The 18274-nt window shown below is 60.1% G+C and carries 19 protein-coding genes; 5 read left to right on the forward strand and 14 right to left on the reverse strand.

Annotated elements, in window-relative coordinates:
* Window positions 1-2 precede the first annotated feature (2 nt).
* The 6 genes from KO492_RS11010 to phnG are packed head-to-tail and all read right to left on the reverse strand — an operon-like array spanning window position 3 to window position 4789.
* Window positions 3-968, reverse strand: a complete 966-nt coding sequence (locus KO492_RS11010) for a CorA family divalent cation transporter (protein ID WP_216044997.1) — start codon at window positions 966-968, stop codon at window positions 3-5.
* 3 nt (window positions 969-971) lie between these two features.
* Window positions 972-1742 carry a phosphonate C-P lyase system protein PhnK gene (gene phnK / locus KO492_RS11015; protein ID WP_216044998.1) on the reverse strand — a complete coding sequence of 257 codons (771 nt, stop codon included), beginning with the start codon at window positions 1740-1742 and terminating at the stop codon, window positions 972-974.
* Complete coding sequence (locus tag KO492_RS11020) at window positions 1739-2617, reverse strand: alpha-D-ribose 1-methylphosphonate 5-phosphate C-P-lyase PhnJ (RefSeq protein ID WP_216044999.1); 879 nt, start codon at window positions 2615-2617, stop codon at window positions 1739-1741. Before KO492_RS11020 ends, phnK begins: the two co-directional genes overlap by 4 nt.
* Window positions 2614-3726, reverse strand: a complete 1113-nt coding sequence (locus tag KO492_RS11025; RefSeq protein WP_216045000.1) for a carbon-phosphorus lyase complex subunit PhnI — start codon at window positions 3724-3726, stop codon at window positions 2614-2616. The genes KO492_RS11020 and KO492_RS11025 overlap by 4 nt, the downstream gene beginning before the upstream one ends.
* Window positions 3726-4307 carry a phosphonate C-P lyase system protein PhnH gene (gene phnH, locus KO492_RS11030; protein ID WP_216045001.1) on the reverse strand — a complete coding sequence of 194 codons (582 nt, stop codon included), beginning with the start codon at window positions 4305-4307 and terminating at the stop codon, window positions 3726-3728. The genes KO492_RS11025 and phnH overlap by 1 nt, the downstream gene beginning before the upstream one ends.
* A gap of 14 nt (window positions 4308-4321) precedes the next feature.
* Window positions 4322-4789, reverse strand: a complete 468-nt coding sequence (phnG, locus tag KO492_RS11035) for a phosphonate C-P lyase system protein PhnG (RefSeq protein ID WP_216045002.1) — start codon at window positions 4787-4789, stop codon at window positions 4322-4324.
* Window positions 4790-4915: 126 nt separating this feature from the next.
* Here phnG and phnF point away from each other — a divergent pair, with 126 nt between their 5' ends.
* Entirely contained in the window at window positions 4916-5629 is a 714-nt protein-coding gene (gene phnF, locus KO492_RS11040; protein WP_216045003.1) for a phosphonate metabolism transcriptional regulator PhnF, read from the forward strand.
* A 110-nt stretch (window positions 5630-5739) separates the two neighbouring features.
* A complete protein-coding gene (locus KO492_RS11045) occupies window positions 5740-6918 on the forward strand; it encodes an alpha-D-ribose 1-methylphosphonate 5-triphosphate diphosphatase (protein ID WP_216045004.1) in 1179 nt (392 codons plus the stop codon).
* Between the two features lie 3 nt (window positions 6919-6921).
* On the opposite strand, the gene KO492_RS11050 is transcribed toward KO492_RS11045, so the two are convergent.
* The 5 genes from KO492_RS11050 to phnC all read right to left on the reverse strand — a co-directional run bounded on the left by KO492_RS11050 (window position 6922) and on the right by phnC (window position 11682).
* On the reverse strand, window positions 6922-7536 hold the full coding sequence (locus tag KO492_RS11050) for a chloramphenicol acetyltransferase (RefSeq protein WP_216045005.1): 615 nt from the start codon (window positions 7534-7536) through the stop codon (window positions 6922-6924).
* 98 nt (window positions 7537-7634) lie between these two features.
* Window positions 7635-8957: a phosphonate ABC transporter, permease protein PhnE gene (phnE, locus tag KO492_RS11055; protein WP_216045006.1), complete on the reverse strand. Its 1323-nt coding sequence runs from the start codon at window positions 8955-8957 to the stop codon at window positions 7635-7637.
* A complete protein-coding gene (gene phnE, locus KO492_RS11060; RefSeq protein ID WP_216045007.1) occupies window positions 8954-9829 on the reverse strand; it encodes a phosphonate ABC transporter, permease protein PhnE in 876 nt (291 codons plus the stop codon). Before phnE (KO492_RS11060) ends, phnE (KO492_RS11055) begins: the two co-directional genes overlap by 4 nt.
* Window positions 9830-9894: 65 nt before the next feature.
* Window positions 9895-10800: a phosphonate ABC transporter substrate-binding protein gene (gene phnD, locus KO492_RS11065; RefSeq protein ID WP_216045008.1), complete on the reverse strand. Its 906-nt coding sequence runs from the start codon at window positions 10798-10800 to the stop codon at window positions 9895-9897.
* Window positions 10801-10857: 57 nt separating this feature from the next.
* Window positions 10858-11682, reverse strand: coding sequence for a phosphonate ABC transporter ATP-binding protein (phnC, locus tag KO492_RS11070; protein ID WP_216045009.1), 825 nt, complete (start codon window positions 11680-11682; stop codon window positions 10858-10860).
* Window positions 11683-11756: 74 nt separating this feature from the next.
* Between phnC and KO492_RS11075 the strand changes: the two genes are divergently transcribed.
* Window positions 11757-12965: an AbrB family transcriptional regulator gene (locus KO492_RS11075; RefSeq protein WP_303578290.1), complete on the forward strand. Its 1209-nt coding sequence runs from the start codon at window positions 11757-11759 to the stop codon at window positions 12963-12965.
* Between the two features lie 130 nt (window positions 12966-13095).
* Window positions 13096-14106, forward strand: a complete 1011-nt coding sequence (locus KO492_RS11080; RefSeq protein ID WP_216045010.1) for a glycosyltransferase family 2 protein — start codon at window positions 13096-13098, stop codon at window positions 14104-14106.
* 18 nt (window positions 14107-14124) lie between these two features.
* On the opposite strand, the gene KO492_RS11085 is transcribed toward KO492_RS11080, so the two are convergent.
* From KO492_RS11085 to KO492_RS11095, 3 genes are read right to left on the reverse strand one after another with little or no spacing between them, the layout of a single operon-like run.
* On the reverse strand, window positions 14125-15339 hold the full coding sequence (locus tag KO492_RS11085) for a DUF6716 putative glycosyltransferase (RefSeq protein ID WP_216045011.1): 1215 nt from the start codon (window positions 15337-15339) through the stop codon (window positions 14125-14127).
* Window positions 15340-15391: 52 nt separating this feature from the next.
* Window positions 15392-16048 carry an ABC transporter ATP-binding protein gene (locus tag KO492_RS11090; RefSeq protein ID WP_216045012.1) on the reverse strand — a complete coding sequence of 219 codons (657 nt, stop codon included), beginning with the start codon at window positions 16046-16048 and terminating at the stop codon, window positions 15392-15394.
* Window positions 16049-16054: 6 nt separating this feature from the next.
* Window positions 16055-17335: a sugar transporter gene (locus KO492_RS11095; RefSeq protein WP_303578289.1), complete on the reverse strand. Its 1281-nt coding sequence runs from the start codon at window positions 17333-17335 to the stop codon at window positions 16055-16057.
* A 79-nt stretch (window positions 17336-17414) separates the two neighbouring features.
* On the opposite strand from KO492_RS11095, the gene KO492_RS11100 reads away from it, so the two are divergent.
* Window positions 17415-18245 (forward strand): ABC transporter permease, encoded by an 831-nt coding sequence (locus KO492_RS11100; RefSeq protein ID WP_216045013.1) that lies wholly within the window; start codon window positions 17415-17417, stop codon window positions 18243-18245.
* The last annotated feature ends 29 nt before the right edge of the window (window positions 18246-18274 follow it).

Genomic DNA, 18274 nt, shown 5'->3' on the forward strand with positions numbered 1-18274 from the left:
GATTACAGCCATTTTTTCCATTTCGAGAGAAGATAAGTGCCAAGCGCCGAACCGATCATCAGGACGGTCGCAATCAGATAGCCATAGGGGTGGTCGAGTCCCGGAATGAACGGAAAGTTCATGCCATAGACAGAGGCCACCAGCGTCGGCGGCAGGAACAGAACCGCCACGACCGAGAGGATACGGCTCGCCACGCTTTGTTCGAGATTGATGAGACCCAGCGTCACATCGGTCAGTTGCGCGATCCGGCTGGACAGGAAATCGCCATGCACCGCAAGCGCCTGACAGTCCTTGACCTGCGCCTTGAGAACCTCGCGCAGCCCTTTTTCCTTGTCGCTCTCCAGCCCGAGACCGAAACTCGACAGCGCCCGTTCAACGGTCAGAAGCGCGTGGCGATATTTGGCCACCTGTTCGCTTTGCCGCCCCAGTGCGCGCAAGGTATCGGCCAGTTCGTCGCCACGCGGTTCGGGATCGCGAAAGGTGACATGCGATTGCTGGTCCAGCGCCTCGCCCACACCTTCCAGAAGGTCGGCGATGCGGGCGACGATTTCCTCGATGAGCCCCAAGAACACCCGCCTGCGTCCCGAATATCCCGCGCTCGACTGTCCGGCATGGGCGGCAAAGGTCTCGAACGGGCGTGGCGTATGATAGCGCACGGTGAACAGACGCTCCGGCGTAATCAGAAAGGCGACAGGGCCGAAGGTCGGCTCTTTGTGCTTGTCCAATCCCGGCAGAACGATGGTCAGAACCTCGGTATTCCCGTCGCGGTAAAGCCGGTTCGAGACTTCGATCTCCTGCATATCCGCAAGCGTCGGAACAGAAATGCCAAGCGCCTCGACCGCCGCGACCTGCGCCGGTTGCGGGCTGAGCAGATCGACCCACAGCGCGGCCCTGAGTTCATCACCCGGATCACCGCCGCCGGGCACGCGCTCAAGACCGGTTTCACTGGGACGGTAGGCGAAAATCATGTCTCAGACCTGCAAGACAGAGGAGACAAGAAGCTGGGTATAGGCATGTTGCGGGTCATCGAGCACCTGATCCGTAAGGCCTGTTTCGACAACATGGCCGGATTTCATCACCATCAGACGATCCGCCAAAAGCCGCACCACGGCAAGGTCATGGGTCACGATAATCGCCGACAGGCCCATTTCACGCACCAAACCGCGCAAAAGATCGAGCAGACGCGCCTGCACCGAGACATCCAGCCCGCCGGTCGGCTCGTCCATAAAGACAAGTCGCGGCCCCGTGACGAGGTTGCGAGCGATTTGCAGCCGCTGCTGCATCCCGCCGGAAAAGGCCGAGGGCGGATCGTCCATCCGGTCCTCATCAATCTCCACACGGCCCAGCCAGTCCACCGCCTGTTCGCGAATCTGTCCGTAATGCCGCGCGCCGACCGCCATGAGACGCTCGCCCACATTGCCCCCCGCAGAGACCCCCATGCGCAGCCCGTCGCGGGCGTGCTGGTGGACAAAGGCCCAATCCGTGCGCGACAACATCCGGCGCTCCGGCTCGGACATGGTCAGCGTATCGACCATGCCGCGGTCCCGCGTGTCGAACAGAACCTGCCCGCCATCGGGCGGCAGATGTCCGGCCATGCAATTCAAAAGCGTAGACTTGCCGGAGCCGGATTCGCCCACGATCCCCATGACCTCACCGGGGTAGAGGTCAAAGGACACATCGGTGCAACCGATCCGCCCGCCATAGGTTTTGCGCATGTCTTTGACAGAAAGAAGCGGGGTCATTGCGCGGCCTCCTCGGCAAGCGTTTCAGGGGGAGAGAGCCGCCCGCGATGGCCTTTGGCCTGCCGCTCGGCGCAATAATCCGTGTCGGAACAGACAAACATCCGCCCGCCATCGTCATCGACGATCACCTCGTCCAGATAGGTATGTTCCGCCCCGCACAGATCACAGGGATGCTCGGCTTTCGACGGGTCGAACGGGTGGTCTTCGAAATCCAGAGAGACGACTTTGGTATAGGGCGGCACCGCATAGATGCGCTGTTCGCGCCCCGCGCCAAAGAGCTGGATCGCCGCCATTTCCATTTTCGGATTGTCGAATTTCGGGATCGGTGACGGGTCCATCACATAGCGTCCCTCAACCTTCACCGGATAGGCGTATGAAGTGGCAATATGGCCGTGTTTGGCGATGTCTTCATAAAGTTTCACATGCATCAACCCGTATTCCTCAAGCGCATGCATCTTGCGCGTCTCGGTCTCGCGCGGCTCCAGAAAGCGCAAAGGCTCCGGAATTGGCACCTGATAGACGAGGACCTGCCCCTCCGTGAGCGGCTCCTCGGGGATGCGGTGGCGGGTCTGGATCACCGTGGCGGCGCGGGTTTTCTCCGTCACCGCAATGCCGGCGGTCTTCTCGAAAAACTTACGGATCGACACGGCGTTTGTGGTGTCATCGGCCCCTTGGTCAATGACCTTGAGCGTATCTTCCGGCTTCAGACAGGCGGCAGACACCTGCACGCCGCCGGTCCCCCACCCGTAGGGCATGGGCATTTCACGCGAGGCAAACGGCACCTGATAGCCGGGCACGGCGATACCTTTGAGGATCGCACGGCGGATCATCCGTTTGGTCTGTTCATCGAGATAGGCGAAATTATAGTCGCTCATTGTGCCGCCTCCTGTGCGCTGTCCTGCGCCTGTCCGGCGGCAATCTCCGCCCGCATCTTGCGGACCAGCTCCATCTCCGACTGGAAATCCACATAATGCGGCAGTTTGATATGTTCGAGAAATCCGGTCGCCTGAATATTGTCGCAGTGATAGAGGACAAATTCCTCGTCATGCGCGGGCGAGTTCGATACTTCGACACCCAGTTCCTTGCTGCGCAGCGACCGGTCCACCAAGGCCATGGAGATCGCCTTGCGCTCCGTCTGACCAAAGGTCAGCCCGTAGCCCCGCGTGAATTGTGGCGGCTCCACCTTCGAGCCTGCGAATTTGTTCACCGTCTCGCATTCGGTCAGTTCGACCTCGCCAATCTCGATAGCAAATCCCAGTTCGGGAATGTCCATCTCCACCGCGACCCGTCCGATACGCAACTCGCCCACAAAGGCATGGCTGTTGCCATAGCCGCGCTGAGTCGAATAGGCCATCGAGAGGATAAACCCCTCATCGCCCCGCGTGAGCGCCTGAAGCCGCAGCGCACGGTTTGCGGGCAGTTCCAGCGGCTCGCGGGTCAAATCCGGCGGGGTTTGCACGTCCAAATCCTCGCCCTGCGCTTCGCTCTGGATCAGCCCCTCTTTGTTGAGAAAGCTCGTGACATGCGGCGTCGGCTCTTGTCGCGGTTCGGCTCTGGCCGCCTCGGGCACCTCCCCTTCCGCCATCAGTTTGAAATCCAGAAGACGATGCGTGTAGTCGAAGGTCGCGCCAAGCACCTGCCCGCCGGGAACATCCTTGAACGTCGCAGATACGCGCCGGTCACAGGCCATATCGCCGGTCTCCACCGGACGCGAATGTCCGATCCGTGGCAGGGTCGTGCGATAGGCGCGGATCAGGAAAATCGCCTCGATCAAATCGCCTCGCGACTGTTTGATCGCCAGTGCGGCCAGATCGGGATCATAAAGCGAGCCCTCTGTCATCACCCGATTGACCGCCAACGCAAGCTGCTCGCGGATTTGCGCCACGTCGAGTTCCGCAACCTCGGGATCCCCGCGCCGCTCCTCGGCCAGCCACGCATGTGCATTGTCGATGGCGCGCTCGCCTCCTTTTACCGCGACATACATCAGTTGGTCTCCATCATGTCAGACACCTGCGTGCTGCGCGGCAGACCTGCGATCTGCGTGCCGGAGGTGAAGTAGAAATCAAGCCCGAGCGGAAAGAGCGCGGCGTTCATCTGAAACGGTTCCAGCGCAGGCAGGGACAGGCTCGCGACCGTCTTGATCCCCGGTCCCGTGAGCCGCGCACCGTGTTGGTGAAGCGCGTCCGTTTCAACAATCAGCGTGGTAGAGCGGTCGGGATATTCCGCCGTGCCAATCGGGAACTCCGTCACCGGCTGCAAAGCCTCCCATGTGCCCAACGCGAACATGGCCTCGGCAGGTGCGACAATCGGCGCTCCGATCTGGAAAGCGATCCAGTCGCGGATCTCTGCCCTGTCATGCGCGCCGCTCAGGCAAAGCGGTGTTTCCGGATCGCACAGCGTCAGAAGAAGCGTTGCCGCCGCCTCGGACATTGGCGCGGGCGCTTTGCCGCCGGTGATCTCATGGATCGAACCGGGACGCGCCAGTGCTTCCAATGCGGCCCGAAAGGCCCGTGCGGCATCTTGTGGCGGGGCCTCGAAGGCACCGATCAGACTTTGTTCGTTCATATGTTTTTCCGGCATCAGTCTTCCCCTCTCACCATGGTGAAGAAATCCACCTTCGTCGCGGCGGCTTTGGCCGCGCGGGTCTCGCGGAGCTCCGTCTGTGCCGCCTCCAGCGGGGCCAGCACCGTCTCTCGCAACTCTGCGGCACGCGGACCTTGCATAAGCGCATCCGTCAACGCGGCCTGCTCTGCCTGCCGCTTGTCGCGCCCTTGCACATAGCCGTGTCCGACCTCCCCGCTCTCCAGCCGCAAAGCGCAGCGCGTAACGGTCATCTCGCCAAGGTTGAACGGCGCGCCCGTGCCGCCCATGCGACCACGCACCATGACGCCTCCCACCTCCGGTCGGCGCAACCACTCGAAATCTGGCAGGTTTTCCAATCGGCCAATCAAACCGGCCAACTGTGCCGCGTCGGATTTGGCCAAAAGCCCCATCCACGCCTTGCGGGCCTCTTGATCGGGGGACAGCGGGCTATCCGGTTTTCCCATGCGCTTCATCTTTCTCATCTAGACAGCTTGCGGAGTTGTCTAAACTCCTATACAACTAGACAAATCATGGCCGATCCACAGCGACTCGGCAAGGAATAATTCATGAAACTTTGGTGACGTCTCCCCATGCCTCGCACACCCGTCTGGAAATCCATCGCGGAAACGCTCTCCGAAGAAATCGCCAAAGGCCATTACCGGCCCGGTGACAAACTGCCGACCGAGGCCGAGCTTTCCGCACGGTTCGGGGTCAACCGCCACACGGTGCGCCATGCGCTTTCCGACCTGACAGAACGCGGCATCACCCGCTCCCGCCGTGGCGCAGGCGTCTTTGTCCAATCGGCTCCCGTGGACTATCCGCTGGGCAAACGTGTGCGCTTTCACCAGAACATCCGCGCCACAGGCCGGTTGCCACACAAGAAAGTGCTCCGGATCGAAACCCGCCCCTGCGACAAGGCCGAAGCAGAGGCGCTGGATCTGGCCGAAGGTGCCCCCGTTCTGGTCTATGAAGGGCTTTCCCTGTCCGGAGATGCCCCCGTTGCGCATTTCATTTCGATCTTCCCCGAATCCCGCACTACGGGTCTTAAAGACGCATTCACCGAGATCAGCTCCGTCACCAAGGCGCTCAAATCCATCGGTATCGAAGACTACCTGCGCGCCGAAACCCGAGTCAGCGCCGAACGCGCCACGGCGACACAATCGCTCCACCTCGGCCTGCGCGAGGGCGATCCCCTGTTGCGCACGGTGAGTCTCAACACCACGGTTGACGGCGTGCCCATCGAACGCGGAATGACATGGTTTGCGGGAGAGCGGGTCACATTGACGGTCACGCCGGACGACTGAAATCCGCCTGTTTCCACCTGTGAAAAAGCCAAACGTCACGCGGACGATACAATGTCTGGGTAGAACATCTGACACAGGCAACACGTCACAGATTTTGCGCAGGTATCCAGATGGCCCTCCTTCCGCCGCTCAGCTTCACCGGTGCCTCCGTCCTTACGGAGAACACACTCCGCCCGCAGACCTTCAGCATTGAGGGCGGCTATATCACCCATGGCCGTTTCCCCTCGGTGGACCTCTCCGGCTATCTGATCCTGCCCGGTATCATCGACCTGCATGGTGACGCGTTCGAACGCCATATCGCGCCGCGCCCGCGCGCGCCCTTTCCGATCCGTTCCGGTCTTGCCTCCGCCGCCCGTGACGCCGCCGCGCATGGGGTGACGACTGCGTGGTTCGCGCAGTGCTGGAGTTGGGAAGGCGGATTGCGCGGGCCCGATTATGCCGAGGAACTGCTCTCCGAGATGCAGGCTTTCGAGGCCCATGCACCGATCGACATTCGTCTGCAAATCCGCTGCGAAACCCATATGATCGACAGCCGCGAACGGCTTGTGGCGGCGATCCGGCGCTTTGGCGTGGACTATGTGATCTTCAACAACCACCTGCCCGAAGCCATCGAGGTCGCCAAGAAAGACCCGCTGGAATTTGCCGCATGGGCCAAGCGTGGCGGGCGCACACCGGAAGAGTTCATCAAACTCCTGCGTGACGCCAAAGACCGCAAACACGAGGTGCCGCGCCATCTCTGCGCCCTGTCCGCCGCCTTCGACACGCTGGGCGTCACCTATGGCAGCCATGATGATCCGGACGCGGAAACCCGTGAAGAGTTCCGCATTCTGGGGGCGCGCGTGGCCGAATTTCCGATCTCCGAAAAAGCCGCCGCCGCCGCCAAGGCGATGGATGATCCGGTCCTCATGGGCGCTCCGAATGTGGCGCGTGGCGGGTCGCAATCTGGCAATATCTCCGCGCAGAAACTGATCGAACGCGGGCTGTGCGATGCGTTGGTCTCCGACTACCACTACCCCGCCCTGAGTGCAGCCGCATGGACGCTTGTCGACAAGGGCGTCTGCGATCTGCCGACAGCATGGGCGATGATCTCGACCACCCCCGCCCGCATCATGAAACTGTCGGATCGGGGCTGTCTGGAGCGGGACAAACGTGCGGATTTCGTGGTCATCAACCAGACCACCCGCGAGATCGAAGCCACCGTCGCAGGCGGTCGCATCGCCTATATGAGCGGACAGGCCGGACAAAGACTGGCACAGGCCGATCACCGGATGTCTCTCGCGGCGGAGTGAGGGTCACTCGTATTTGTCGAGAAAGGCTTCGGCCTCAAGGGCGCGAAAATCTGCAAGCGCCTCCCTGAGCCGCGCGTGATCCCAATCCCACCACGCCAACGCCTCCATCCGCGCCGCGATGCCCGCCTCGAAACGCGGGCGCATGGGCTGCGCGGGCACGCCGGAGACGATCATGTAAGCGGGCACATCCTTGGTCACCACCGCCCCCGCAGCCACAATCGCACCATTGCCGATTGTAACCTCCGGCTTGATCACCGCACCATGTCCGATCCATGTGTCATGCCCGATCACCGTGCGCCGCGCCGCGCGCTGTTCGAAAAAGGCAGGATCATCCTCTGCATCTTCCCAGTAGTAGGAAGAGCGATAAAGAAAGTGATGCAGGGAGGCGTTCCGATACGGATGATCCGTCGGCCCGATCCGCGTGAAGGCCGCGATATTGGCAAACTTCCCGACAGTGGTGTTGGCAATATCGGCATATTGGTCGCAATAGGCGTAGTCTAAAAACTCCGAGTTCAGCACCCGCGCCCCCTTGCCCACTTCGCAATAGCGCCCGAAGGTCGCGGACACGATCTTTGCGCCCTCATGGATCAACGGGTCCGTGGCACTCAGTTTCGGCATGGTTCACCTGTTTGCAATTCCGGACCGCCTCCGGCGGGAGTATTTCGAGCACAAAGGAAACGCCGATTCAATTGCTGTTTCCTTTGTGCCCCAAATACTCAATCCCCCTTGATCAACTTGCGCCGCAGCCAGCCGGAGAAGCTGTCCATCGCCATCACGAGAAGCACCACAAGCACGATGTAATAGGTGACTTCTTCCCAATCCTTGTGGGTGTTCATGGCCTGGGTCAGCAAAAGCCCGATACCGCCGCCGGTGATCGCGCCGATAATCGTGGCGGAGCGGGTGTTGGATTCGAGGAAATAGAGCACCTGCGACAGAAGCACGGGCACGATTTGCGGGATCACGCCAAAGCGGTAGCGTTGCAGGGGCTTGGCGCCGGTGGACTGGATGCCTTCGATCTGTTTGTTGTCGACATTTTCCAGTGCCTCGGAAAAGAGCTTGCCGAAAGAGCCGGTGTCCGTCAGCAGGATCGCCAGCGCACCGGTCATCGGGCCGGGGCCGAAGGCGCGGGACAGAAGGATGGTCCAGATCAGCCCGTCCACACCGCGCAGGAAATCGAACACCCGCCGCGCCGCCATCCGCACCACGAGCAGGGGCGCAAAGTTGCGGGCCGCGAGAAAGGCCAGGGGCAGGGCGATCATCGCCGCACCGAATGTGCCTAGGAAGGCCATCAGGACGGTTTCGAACAGGGCCCAAGCGGTATCGCCGTGCCGCCACATGCCGTTGTTCCAGAAGTCCTGCCACGCGCCGACCGGATTGGATCGTGTCGGATCGATGCGCGGACCAAAGAAGATCTCGGCAAAGCTGTGATCGTAATAGGGGCTGTCGAGAGTGAACCAGAACAGTTCCCAGCCATAGTCATAGACGAAGACCTCGGTGCGGGTTTTGGTGAGCGTCAGCCGCGCCACATCTGTGGTGATGGACACACGCGCACTCGACCAGTTGATCCAGTCGGGCAGGTCATTCGTGTCGAGGTTCAGCGTCACCCCGTCGGTGCGGTTCTGCGTCGCCTCGATGAGGCCGAAGCCCGGCACATCAAAGCGCACGAGGTCGCCGTCGATCACGATGGAGCCGCCCTGTTCCAGAGCAATGGTGGCCGCGTCATCACCCACCTCGACCCATTCGGGATAGTTCGTCGCGTCATAGGTGCCTTTGCGCTCCCCTTCCACAGAGACCGCAATGCCCCCGCGCCGGTTGTTGCGCTCCACCACGGTTTTATAACTGTAGGCATCCGAGATCATCTTGGAGGCATTGTCCCAGCGCGCCCGCTCGGCGAGGCCCAGAATGTCGAAGGCAAAGAAGATATAGACACAATAGGCGAGGATCACCGCAGGCAGGGCGAAGGAGAACAGGCGCTTGCGGGCAATGAGCTTGACCGCTTGATCGCGCAGATCGGTGTGGCTGTCGGCGGCGAGGGTCATTGGGACGCTCCCTTCTTGGAACCATGTGTGAGGTGATTGCGCACAACCGAGGACAGTTGGTCAAAGAACACGATGCTCAGGAACAGCAGGATAAAGACCGCAGCGGCTTCGTCGAACTTGCCCTGTCCCCATGAGATTGCGTTTTTCAGCTCGTAACCGATGCCGCCTGCACCGACGAATCCGAGGATGGCGGAGGCACGGATGTTGATCTCGAAACGCAAAAGCGCATAGGAGAACCAGTTCGGCGCGACCTGTGGCAGGAGTGCGAGGACCATGCGCTGAAACCATGTTGCCCCGACCGAGGACAGCCCTTCGAGCGGCTTCAGATCGGCGTTTTCATTGACCTCGGAAAACAGCTTGCCCAGCGCGCCGATGGTATGCAGGGCGATGGCAATGGCGGCCGGAACGGGCCCGCCCCCCAGAACGTAGATCAGAACCAGCGCGGTCACGATTTCGGGGATCGCGCGCATCAGGTCCATGATCCGGCGAAAGACCGGAATGAAACGCGGCCAGGGGGCGAGCCCCCGCGTGGATAGAAGCGACAGGACAACCGCACCAAACCCGCCCGTCAGCGTGGCGATGGCGGCGATGTTGATGGTCTCGATCAGGGCCGGAAACGCATTGGCCAGATGATCGGGCATATTGGCGCGTTTCTCCCACGCCTCCTGCACCACCTCGGCGGGAAAATCGAAAATCTGCGGCAGACCGGGCAGAAATCCGCCCGCGTTGCGTTCGTTGGCGATGCCAAATCCCGAAGCCAGCAACAGGACAAAGACCAGCAACATGAGCCCGCCATAGAGGCGGCGCTGGCGCGTGAGCGCAAGATAATGGTCACGGGTCACGTCCAGCGACGTGGCGTTCATATCGGTCATGTGGTTGGTCCTTACGTAGAAAAACCCCCGCGCAGGAAAGCGCGAGGGCCGGTATCAAATCGAAATCAGTTGGCTTTCGACAGACGCGCCGCAACGATGGATTCATACATCTCGTGGGTCACCGGACGGAAACCCTGACTTTCGCCTGCGGTCACACCATAGGCACATTCCGGATCAGCCTCATAAAGACCGTCCATGAGCGCCGTCATGGTCGTCTTCACGTCATCAGGCAGAGCCGTGCGCAGAACAATCGGGCCTTCGGGGATCGGCTTGGAGCGCCAGATTTCCACGAGGTCGTTCATGTCCACAAGACCCGCGTCCACAGCTTTGCGCAGAGCGCCGTTGTTAAACCCGTCTTCCCATTCGCCCTGACCGTCGGCCCAGGTCACACCGGCGTCAATGTCGCCATTGTTCACCGCCACGATGGTTTGCTCATGGCCACCCACAAAAGTCACATCGCCAAAATAGTCGCCCGGTTCCATAGTGATACCGTCTTTATACTGCGGGATCTCGATAGAGGGGATCAGGTAGCCGGAGGTGGAGTTCGGATCGCCGAAACCGAAGACCTTGCCTTCCATATCGTCGAGGCTCGTAATGCCGCTATCCTTGCGGGCAAAGCCGATGGAGTGATAACCGATGGAGCCGTCGAGGTTCACCTTGATGAGCACCGGCTCAACCGCCTCGGGGTTCTGGATGTAGACACCCGCATAGGAAGACGACCCGAGCCATGCCATGTCGATGGAACCGCCCAGAAGGCCCTGCATCACACCGTTATAGTCGGCCGGTGCAAACATTTTCACCGGAACGCCCAGCGCCTCTTCGACGTAGCCGCCAAGACATTCATAGGCGTTCAGACGGTCCTGCGCGTTTTCGCCGCCCAGAATACCGATGTTGAATTCTTTGATCTCTTGCGCCTGAGCAGCACCGACAAGCGCGGTGGTGGTCAAAGCAGCAGCAAGCAGTTTCTTCATCGTATGTCTCCGTGTTGAAACCCGCGGGATGTTCGGTTGCGGGGGGATGAAAGAGGGTTAAAGCGCGACTTCGGCGGCCCGAATTTCTTCGGCAACAACCGCGTCGTGGTCGCGTATTTCGGTGGAGGTGGCAGCCTCGGAAAAATCCGCGCCTGCCCCGTAGATGTCGCGGGCCACGCCGGTGGTCAGTTGCTCCGGCGTGCCGTCAAAGACCACGCGCCCGTCGCGCATCCCGATGATGCGGTCACAATAGCGCCGCGCAGTATCGAGCGTGTGCAGGTTGGCGATGACCATGCGCCCGTCCTCGTCATGAATACGCCGCAGCGCCTCCATGACGGTCTGTGCGTTCATCGGATCAAGAGAGGCAATCGGCTCATCCGCAAGGATCACCTTCGGGTCCTGCATCAAGGCGCGCGCGATGGCGACACGCTGTTGCTGGCCGCCCGAAAGCGCCTCGGCCCGTTTCGCAGCATGTTCGGCAATGCCGAGACGACCCAGAATGTCGATGGCCTTGTGGATGTCACCCTCGGGGTAGAGATTGAACATGGTCGTCAAGGTGGAGCGCCGCCCCAAAGTGCCATGCAGCACATTCGACACCACATCCATACGCGGCACCAGATTGAACTGCTGGAAGATCATGGCGCAGTCGGACTGCCAGTCGCGCTTGTCCTTGCCGGTGAGCGTCAGGACATTGCGGCCCTCGAAACACAGCTCTCCTTCGGAGGCATCCGTCAGCCGGTTCATCATCCGCAAAAAGGTGGATTTACCTGCACCGGAACGGCCGATAATGCCGATCATCATCGGGCGGTCGATAGTGAAACTGACATTATCCACAGCGGCATTGGAGCCGAACCGCTTTGTCAGGCTCTTGACGTCGAGCATATCTGTCCCCTCGTTGTTTGACGGGATAAGGCACAGGCTCTGAAACGCTTGTGTGACGGCATGGAAAAACTTTTGTGACACACCGGATTTCCCGCGCCGGATGCGTAAAAACCCGTGCAACGCCCAAGACTTGTGCGCAAAACTCCATCAACGCGATCTTGCCCTGTCGCCCGATGACAGTATGTTGGCGCGACATTTTGCCCTTTTTCGAGGACATCAACGTGCTGACACCGCCCGCCCCCAAACGCGCCCTGCGCATTCTGCTGACACTCTGCGTCGGGGCAGCAGGCGGCACGGGGTTCTATCTGGCCGGCCTTCCGCTGCCGTGGATGCTGGGCTCCATGCTGGCGGTGTTTGCTCTCGTAATGGCGGGCGCACCCCTTGAGACCTCCGGACGGTTGCGCCCCACCGTCATTCCGGTGATCGGCGTGATGCTGGGCTCCGGCTTCAACACCGAAACATTCCAACACATCGGCCAATGGGGCCTCTCTCTGGCGGGGCTTGCGCTCTACCTCGTCCTCGCGGCGGCCCTCGTCGTGCCCTATTTCATCAAGGTCGGACGGCTCGATCCGGTGACGGCTTTCTTCTCCGCCATGCCCGGCGGCATCAACGAAATGACGGTGATCGGCGGCGCGTTGGGAGGCGATGAAAAACGGATTATTCTGGCGCACGCGGGGCGCATTGTGGTGACCATCTCGATCATCGCCGTGTGGTTTCGCGTGGTGCTGGGCTATGAGGTCCAAGGCGTGCCACTTCATGACGATGCCCCAAACCTGACCGTGTCAAATGCGCTGGTCCTTCTGGCCTGCGCGGTCTTGGGTGCATGGCTGGGCGGAAAACTGAAACTGCCCGCGCCGGGGCTTTTGGGGCCGATGCTGCTTTCAGGGGTGGCACATATATCCGGCCTGACCGCCTCCTCCCCGCCGGGGTTTCTGGTCATCGTGGCGCAGGTCGTGCTGGGCTCCACGATGGGCTGTCGCTTCCGTGGCGCAAAACCCCGCCTCGTCGCGGAGACCCTCGCACTGAGCCTTGGCGGCACCCTGATCACCATGGGCCTGTCTCTGGGCTTTGCGGTATTGCTGCACAAACCTTTCGGCCAGACGGTTGAACAGGTGCTGCTCGCCTATGCGCCCGGAGGGCTCACGGAAATGTCCCTTGTGGCTTTGGCGATGCATGCCGAGGTGGCCTATATCTCGGTGCACCATCTGGTCCGCATCGTGATCCTGATTGCTGTCGCCCCCTCAGTCCTGACCCGCATGGCGGAGCGGTTGCGCTACAAATGACGTCGCGTCCGACCGCCCTGCGGCAAGGCGTCCGACCCCTCGAACTTGACTCGCATCCCCCCGTGTGAAACCCATTATTCAAAGAAATCAAACGCGCAGGCGCTTGGTGTGATATGAGGATGAGCCGGGTTTGAAGACACTCGCGATCACATGTATCCGCGACGAGGGGCCGTGGCTCCTTGACTGGATTGCCCATCACCGTGCGGCCGGATTTGCGCATTTTCTCATTGCCTCCCATGACTGCACCGATGGCACGGACCGGATGCTCGACGCGCTCGACGCCGCAGGCATCGTCACGCATCTGCCCTTTGTCCCCGATGGCGAAAAAGCCGTGCAGTGGCAGGCGATGAAACTGCTCTCCAAACATCCGCTCTATAAAGGGGCCGATCTGGCGCTGTTCTTCGATGTCGACGAATATCTGGTTCTGAAAGAGCCTTTGGGTGCGCTTTTGCCCGACACAGCGGACGCCATGCCTTTGCGCTGGCATCTCTTTGGCAATAGCGGGATTGGCACATGGCAGGACCGCCCTGTGACCGAGCGGTTCATCATGGCCGCCCCCGAAGACATCGCCCTGCCGCTGGCGCATTTTTTCAAGACATTGCACCGGCCTGCGGCGTTCAAGGGGCTGGGCGTGCATCGCCCGAAAGGCAAAGAGGCCCGCTGGGTCTCCGCCTCCGGTCGCGCTTTAGGCGAGGATTTCGCCGCGCAACAATCGCGGATCAATCTCTTTGGCCTGAGTTCCAAAGGCGAACGGGCATGGCTCAACCATTACTCCGTGCGTTCGATCGAGGAATTCATCCTCAAAGCCCGACGCGGGTTGCCCAATCACATGGAGAAACCTGTGGGGGCGGGCTACTGGGCCGAGCGGAATTTCAACCTTGTCGAAGATACGCGGATCGCGGAGATGCGCAAAGCCGCGCGGGAGGCTCGCGCGGGACTGGACGCCTTCGACGCGCTGCATGAAGAAGCCGTCCAACATCACCGCGCACAGCTCAAAACCCTGACGCTTCGTCGCGACATTATCGAATTGATGTGGCAACTGACGCTCATGGCCAGTTCCACCGCGCCCGGCCCGACCCAACTCGCGGCCCATCTGGCGCGTCTCAAAGCGGCGAAAGCCCATGCGGAGTCCGCAGGCTAAATCCTCTCGCCCTGCCCTTCAACGCCTATCGCCCGAAACAACTTCGGCCTCTGTATCATGCAGAGTGTCACTCTGCGTATCATACTGGCCCTCCCTGCCCTCAAACGTCTCAATCGCGTCCAGAACATCCGCGCCCAAAGAGCGCTCGGCAAACATATCCGCGACCCACGCGGGATTAACCGGACGGGTCTTGAGAAACAGCAACTCCTCCAACGTGACAATCGCCCCGCTGGTTTTGAACACCTCCCGCATCGGTGCATTGAGCGGGTCGAGGAAATTGTCGACGTAATCGAGATAGATCATCGTCGGCACCCCCTCTGACATCGCATCCAGAGCCGCGGTCGAGGTGCAGGTGATGGCAATCGCCGCCTTCTCCAGCGCCTCCTGCATCACACAGGCGGTCAGCTTCAGGTTAGGCGGCACATCTGAATATTTCTTTAAAAGCGACGGATAATCGTATTTTTCCACATGGAGATGCTGCGCGTTCTCGCCGGGAAGGTGGCGCAGCTTGATATACACGTCCCGCTCCGGATTGCGCTCGGCAATGGCGATCAGCGCATCCAGAATATGCCTGCGCCCCGCCCGAGACTTGGGGGAAATCGCCTGCGCAAAAAAGTAGATGTCTTTGCGGCTGTGCAGATCGGCGGGCGGAGCCTTCGGCGCAAGGGCCGCCGGATGGCCGAACCCCACATGCTGCCAGAACGCCGCACCGCCACTTTGACGCCGGATCTCCTTGAAAAGCGCGATGTCAGGGCGCGGGAACACGAACACCGCATCAGAGACCAAACGATGCCGCAGCCCGCGCTCGGGAAAGAAATCCAGCCCGCCCAGAAAGCTGATCAGACAGGGCCGCCCCGCTCTCAGCCGACCTTGTCCGGCCTTGTCCATATCCTTGAGCGCATTGCGCAAAGGCGCATAGACGCGGGAGGTCACGATGGCCCGAATGTTGCGGTTTTCGAACACGGCATGAAGGCCTTTCCTGTCCAGAACCAGATCCGGCCCCGCCGGCAGCAAGGTTGTGATCTGGCGCTCGGACAGGGTGTTTTCGTCGGAATAAAGACAGAACGCGACCGGACAATCCGGCGCGGCAGATTTCAACAGATCACGCATCAACCGCGCGAAAAACAAGGTGGAATCGTCACTGAAGACCAGCAGGACCGGTTGTTGCTCCTGCGGCAGGTCAACCGGTGTGTGTTGCGTTTGTGAAAACTCGTGCATGTTATCCGCGCTCAAATTGTGATCCGTTCAAACTCTCAAGACATCGGACGCGCCCCGCGCCCTGCCGTCATGTCCCCATATTGCCGAGGTGGAAATCTATTGCCTCCTCCACATCGTCGAAATACCGCAGGTGGCCGTTTTCCAGAACCGCACCGGCATTACACAGGCGACGGACATCCTTCATGGAATGTGTGACAACAATCGCATTGCTGTCGCGCATCCGGTCCTTGAACATGGCGGAACTCTTTTCCCGAAACGCCTGATCGCCCACTGCGGTGATTTCATCCACCAGATAGGTGTCAAACTTGATCCCCATCGAAATCCCGAAAGCAAGGCGCGAGCGCATGCCGGAGGAATAGAGCCGCACAGGCATGTTGAAATGCCCGCCGAGCCCCGCGAAATCCTCGACGAAGCGTAAAAGCTCATCCGTATCGACCCCGTAGATTCGTGCGATAAATCGGGTGTTCTGCGCGCCGGTCAGGTCTCTGTGAAAGCTGCCGGAAAACCCGACGGGAAAGGACACCTGTCCTGTCGAAATGATCTGACCTGAATCAGGGCGCATATTTCCCGCAATCATTTGCAACAAGGTCGATTTTCCGGAACCGTTGCGCCCCAGAAGCGCCACCGAACAGCCGGTCGGGAACACGATGCTGAGGTTGCGGGCGATATGTTTTCGGCCGCGTCCGGAGCGAAAGCTTTTTGAAAGATTGCGTAGCTCGATCATAGCGGTTCAACGACGGTCTCGCAGGGAATAGAAAATCAGCGTGGCGGTGCTCCAGCCCATCACCAGAAACAGCGAGGCGATCCCCAAAAGGATGAACCGGCGCGGATATTCTGCGGCTTCGGCAAGAGTCGGGCGCACGAAAGCCGCCAGATACCGGCTTTGCCGCTGGGCTTCGGCCTGAGCGGAGTCGAAATTCGACAGGGCGGAGGTATATTTCTTCTCGGCAAATTCCCGATCCACCGTCAGGCTTTCGAAATTCTCCAGCAATGTCGCATAGTCCTCGTCATCCGGCGACGCCCCTGCCGCCATCGCCCCGCCCACCCCGAACTTGGCACGTTCCTGTCGTATGCGTTCGGAAATCGCCGCAATGCGCCGCTTGGCCTCAACCACCCGCAGGTCATCCTCGCTTGTGTTGTTCAGCAACATGTCATGGGCGATCATCTCGTCGCCCAGCTTTTCCTGCAACGATGTGAGAAGACCCATCTGGATCTGGATATCGGCATTCGGATTGAGAATCTGGTTCTTGGACCGAAAGGCCGTAATCGCCTGCCGCGCCTGTTTGAGTTGCTCCATCGCCTCTTCGAGTTCGAGACGCGCATATTTGAGCGCATCTTCACGGGCAATCGCAGAAAGGGCGTTAATCATCTGTGTGCTTTGGCGATAGACCTCCTCCGCAATGGCCTGTGCGTCCTCCGGCGTAAAGGCGCGGACCTCGATTTTGATCAGCCCCGTGCCCGACGTGTAGGACACTTTCACCATCCGCTGCCAATACTGTAGCAACGCCTCGATATTCGCGTCAGGCCGGAGGGAGAACACGGCATCTTTTTCGTAAAACCGCGAGTAGAGCGCGTTCAGGTCGAGCGAGGCGTTAACCGCTTGCACCATCTCCTGAGACTGGATGAATTCATAGAGAATATCGCTGTCCGACGAGCTTGAACTGGACAGATTGGCCAGCCCGCCGAAGAGATCGACCGCCGAGGCGCTTTCCTCACGCCGCACGGCAAACCCGACGCGCGACACATATTGATCCTGCGCCTGCGTCCACAAATACCACGCCATCGCCAGAATCGGCAGAACCACAACCACAAGGAAGCTGACGAACAGCGCACGATGGCGGAATTTCAGACGCGCAGAGCGCACGGGGGGCTTTTGCGCAACCGTCGCCCTTTTGCGCGCCGCCCCCTGTTTCTTTCGCTTTTTCATCGCGGGCTTCGCCGGTTGCGGTGCGGCGGCCTCGACATCCTGCTGCGAAACAGGGCTCTTGTCTTGGGGTAAATTCTTGTTCACTTTTATACTCTAAGCCTAGTCTTGTTCCGAATGCCGCCGCGTTTGGACCGAGACAGAAAATAACGATCAGGATGCGGGTATGTCGCAAGAAATTCAAACATTTGCAGCAATCCAGCCTGCACAGGAACCGTCCTCTCCCAATCTGCGTTTCAGGACATTTCGTACAATAACAGCGTTAATATTGCGTGAAATGTCGACCACCTATGGCCGCACCCCCGGAGGGTATATCTGGGCCATTCTCGAACCTCTGGCGATGATTGTGCTGTTTGCCATCGGTTTCTCCCTGATGTTGCGTAGTCCTTCCCTTGGCACCTCGTTTCTCTGGTTTTACGCCTCTGCGATCCTGCCCTTGCGGATGTTCCAGCGGATCAGCGGCAATGTGGGCAATGCGATTTCCTTCAACCGTGCGTTGATGAGCTATCCCCGTGTCACCTTCATTGATGTTGTCACCTCGCGTTTCCTGCTGGCCGTTCTCACACAAAGCATGGTCGCGGCGGTCGTTCTTGTCGGCATCCACAGCTATGACAATGTGCGGGAAATCATTGACTACCGAATCCTGTTCACCGCCTTCGCCGCCACGATCTGGCTGGGGTTGGGGGTCGGGACGTTGAACTGTTTCCTGACATTCCGCTATCCTTTGTGGTCAACCCTTTGGGGCATTGCCACGCGGCCGCTCATGCTGATCTCCGGCGTGTTTTTCATCTACGAAGACCTGCCGGAATTTGCCCAGAACATCCTCTGGTTCAATCCGGTCCTGCACATCACAGGCTATGCCCGCGCGGGGATGTTCTATTCGATCTATTCTCCTCACTACATTTCGTTAACCTATGTCTTCCTCTGCGGAACAATTCCGTTGTTTTTCGGGGTGTTGCTCCTGCGCAAATTCGGTCAGGAGGCGCTTTACAAATAGGCGCCCCCTCTGCCGCCCCCCCCCCCCCC

Source organism: Celeribacter halophilus (assembly GCF_018860305.1).
GTDB lineage: Bacteria > Pseudomonadota > Alphaproteobacteria > Rhodobacterales > Rhodobacteraceae > Celeribacter > Celeribacter halophilus_A.